Source organism: Pontibacter sp. HJ8 (assembly GCF_054824225.1).
Window position 1 is genome coordinate 1 of record NZ_JSYF01000510.1, and the last position, 3,857, is coordinate 3,857.

Below are 3,857 nucleotides of genomic sequence, written 5' to 3' on the forward strand. Positions count from 1 at the left end.
TGGTTCAGGCCCGAAAGTACTTCTTCTGTTATATCCAGGGTGGAATCACCGAACAGGATAGCGCTGTTACCTCTGGAGTAAGTAAGAACCATTTTATACCCTTTTTCACCGCTCAGTTTCTGCAGGTAAGCTTCTACGCGGTCATAGATTTTCTTCATCTCTTCTGATTCCTCTGTTGCCAGCTGGTTACCGGTTGTTTGGCTCTGCTGCTGCAGTTGCTGCTGCTTCTGGGCTAGTTTCTGCTCTGTGGAAGCGCGCTGCTCCATGCTCATATTGCCACCTGTGCGCTGATATTGCTGCACTTCTTTTTCGAAGGCGGAGGCCCTGGCCTGCAGGTCTTTTTCAGCTTTCTGAGTTTTAGACTGGAAACGGGTACGAACATCTTTGAAATACTCATACTTGCTGAGCAGCGAATCGGAGTTGATGTATACGATGCCTTCAGAAGCAGTAGCCAGCGAATCAGCCGTAACAGCGCCAGCTGTCGTAGCAGTTGCCTGAGGTTTCTGATCGTTGTTACAAGCTGTTACAAGAGCCGCAAGAGCTACTCCCAATACAATTTTAGATAGGTTCACAATTAAAAAATTAAGCAGTTAGGATTGTTTCAGGCTGAAAATATAGGGCTTATTTTTAAAAATTCAGAATTTTTAATGTTTCAATACTTCGGCAAAGGTTTCTTCCGCCTCCATCAGGCCCTGTTCACTGATACCGGTCAGTCGGACGTGCTTGGTTTCATTAACCAGCACAGGATCGTATTTGGCCACCACCCGCACATAGTTTTCGGTAAAGCCTTCCATGAGCCCATCTTTCACGTCATCCTCAAACAGCACCGTGAACTCACGTCCTATATTTTGCTCATAAAAGAAACGCTTCTTTTTTTCGGACAGAATGCGGAGCATATCGGCCCGGCGATTGCGGTCTTTGATGCTCACCTTACCCGGCATGTCTGGTGCCAGGGTGTTTTCTCTTTCGGAGTAAGGGAAGACATGCAGGTAGCTCACGTCCAACCCGTTGATGAAATTGTAAGTATCCAGGAAATCTTCTTCTGTCTCACCCGGGAATCCTACGATCACGTCTACGCCAATGCAGCAATGCGGCATCCGTGATTTGATCGTGGCGACGCGGTCAGCGTATAGCTCGCGCTGGTAGCGGCGGCGCATGAGCTTGAGAATCTTGTTGGAACCTGATTGCAACGGCACATGGAAATGCGGCATAAACCGCTGACTCCGGGACACAAATTCGATGATCTCATCTTTCAGCAGGTTGGGCTCAATCGAGGAGATCCGAAAACGGTCTATACCTGCTACTTTGTCCAGTTCCTGCACCAGTTCATAAAAACTTTCGACACGCTGGCCATCCTGCAGGCCGAAGTCGCCCGTGTTCACGCCCGTCAGTACGATTTCTTTCACTCCTGATTCGGCTATTCCACTGGCTGAGCGCACCACATTGGCTATGCTGTCAGAGCGGCTGTTGCCACGGGCCAGCGGTATGGTACAAAACGAACAGGAATAATCGCAGCCGTCCTGCACTTTCAGGAAGGTACGCGTTCGATCACCAAAGGAGTAGGAGTTATGAAAGGTATTGGCTTCGCTGATGGCGCTGGCGTATACCTGTGGGGTAGATTTTTTCTCAAATGTCTCCAGTATATCCACCAACTGAAACTTCTCGGCAGCTCCCAATACGGCATCCACACCCGGAATTTCGCTGATCTCTTTCGGTTTCAGTTGTGCATAGCAGCCTACGATGGTAATAAAGGCATCTGGAGAGTGCTTCAGTGCTTCCTTCACGATCTTCCGACATTTCTTATCTGCATTGTCGGTGACAGAGCAGGTATTGATGACGTAGATATCCGGCTTGTCGGTAAACTCCACCTTCTCGAAACCCCGCTCCTGGAAGATCCTCCCAATGGTGCTGGTCTCGGAGTAATTTAGCTTACAGCCTAATGTATAAAATGCTACCTTTTTCATAATCAGGGGGCAAAGGTACGAAAATTAATTGTGAATGAGGGTATGCTTGTATGTGTGACGAATTGGTTGTCAATCAGCGGATTGATTCAATTACTCAGACCTTTATATACTTATCTGTCTCCAAAATATTGGCTTTTATACGCTCATTCACTCAAGCGCATATTCTAAATTTACTTCCTTACGAAGTCTTCAAACGTATACTGCATGTAAGCTTTCCCATACTCCAGTTGCTGCTTTGTGACGCCCTTGCCCTTTAGGATCGGCTTTTGGGAGACATTGTCGAAAGAGAGCACGCTGCCGGGAGTGATGAAAGCAAAGCCATCGTTAAAAGCATAAAACACAAAAGGATAAGGAGTTGGTGCCAGAAAGTTCCGGCTCCACTTGAAATCCTCATGCGGAAAACCTAACTGATAAAGCAGGGTCGCGGCGATATCCGTTTGGCTGCCTAGCATATCTACTTTCAGTCCTTTCGTTTCAAGTGCTCCGCCGGCAAGAATGAAGGGAATCCTGAACTTGGTAGTGCGGTAGTTCGGGTCTTCATAGGGGAGTGGGTGTCCGTGGTCTGCTACCAGGACGATCAGCGTAGAGTCCCACCAGGTTTGTTTCCTTGCTTCTGCTATGAATTTGCCCAAAGCCCAGTCTGTATAGTATACCGAGTTTTTGAATTTATCAGAAATGCTGTTGTCCGGAAATTTGGCAGGTTTGGGAATTTCGAAGGGTTCGTGGCTGCTCAAAGTATAGACGGTGCTGAAGAAAGGTGTTTTCGCCTGATTCAAATCCTGAAGCACCCGCTCAAACAGCACATGGTCGTGTGCTCCCCACTTGGAATTATAGCTCTCTTTGGGAAAATTATGTTTGTCGATCAATTCATCGTAGCCGCCATTCTGCAGGTAGGACCGGATATTGGCAAATTCCAGTTCACCCCCGTAATAGAAGCTCGTGGTATATCCCTGCCCTTTAAACACCTTGCTCAGGTGCGGTAGCTGTTCTGTTTTTTTAGGATTTTTGATAATAGAAGTAGTCGGTTGCACCGGGTAGCCGCTCAGTAGAGAGACCATGCCTTTTTCACTGCGATCTCCGCTGGCGTACGTCTTGGTAAAGTTTATACCCTCAGCTGCCAATAGGTCCAGATGAGGCGTCACGCCCGGTTCGCCTCCCAGGCTGCCTACAAACTTGGCCGTAAAGCTTTCCAGGATAATAAAGACTACGTTCGGTTTCTGCACGGAAAGCATACGCGGAGCGCCTTCTCCTGCTGCTGCATACAATTCCTGTACTTTGGCCTCGGCTTCCGTCTCCTCCATGTACTGGTAAGGATTCTTCGTTTCCTTGTTATACTTGAGCATGGTGTCCATCAGGTTCCAGGGCATGTTCAGCCCCGCATGATTGGCATATGGGTTTTCAGAGAAATACACCACGCTCTGGTTGATCGGTATCTGCTGCCAGCCTCCCCGCATCGGCAGGATCAGTACGGCCAGAAATGCCAGGGCCGCTCCGGCATACACCAGCTTTGAAAAAAAGAGGTGGTAGTTTCTGTAATCGAAGGTATAGCGGAAAAGCAGCGCAAAAGCCACGGAGGTTGCAATCGCGATCAGGGCGAGCAGCAGTATTGGAGCTGCAGCGGCAGAGGCTGCCATTTCGCCGGGTGTACTGAGATAGAGCAGGGGAGAAGAATCCAGGCGGAAGCCCCAGAAAGTATACAACTCCAGATCCACAACCATCAGCACGGATAAGAAAGCCAGTATGCCATAGGTATAGTAGCGGATGAAGCGGCGTACCTGCAACCCGGGAAAAAGCGAAGTAGCCAGTATAGCCAGGAAAGGGATAGCACAGATATAAGAACTAAAGGACAGGTCAAGCCGCAGTCCCTTGGCAAAAATAGTCAATAAATCAGCT

Annotated in this window: 3 protein-coding genes; all 3 read right to left on the bottom strand. The window is 48.6% G+C overall.

The features are described 5' to 3' along the window. A partial coding sequence (locus OB13_RS18660; RefSeq protein WP_461491697.1) for an OmpH/Skp family outer membrane protein occupies nucleotides 1-572 on the bottom strand: 572 nt, incomplete at its 3' end. A gap of 72 nt (nucleotides 573-644) precedes the next feature. Beyond that, nucleotides 645-1,964 carry a tRNA (N(6)-L-threonylcarbamoyladenosine(37)-C(2))-methylthiotransferase MtaB gene (mtaB, locus tag OB13_RS18665; RefSeq protein ID WP_461491698.1) on the bottom strand — a complete coding sequence of 440 codons (1,320 nt, stop codon included), beginning with the start codon at nucleotides 1,962-1,964 and terminating at the stop codon, nucleotides 645-647. A 170-nt stretch (nucleotides 1,965-2,134) separates the two neighbouring features. Continuing rightward, nucleotides 2,135-3,857: LTA synthase family protein (locus OB13_RS18670; RefSeq protein ID WP_461491699.1), on the bottom strand; the 1,723-nt coding region annotated here is incomplete at its 5' end.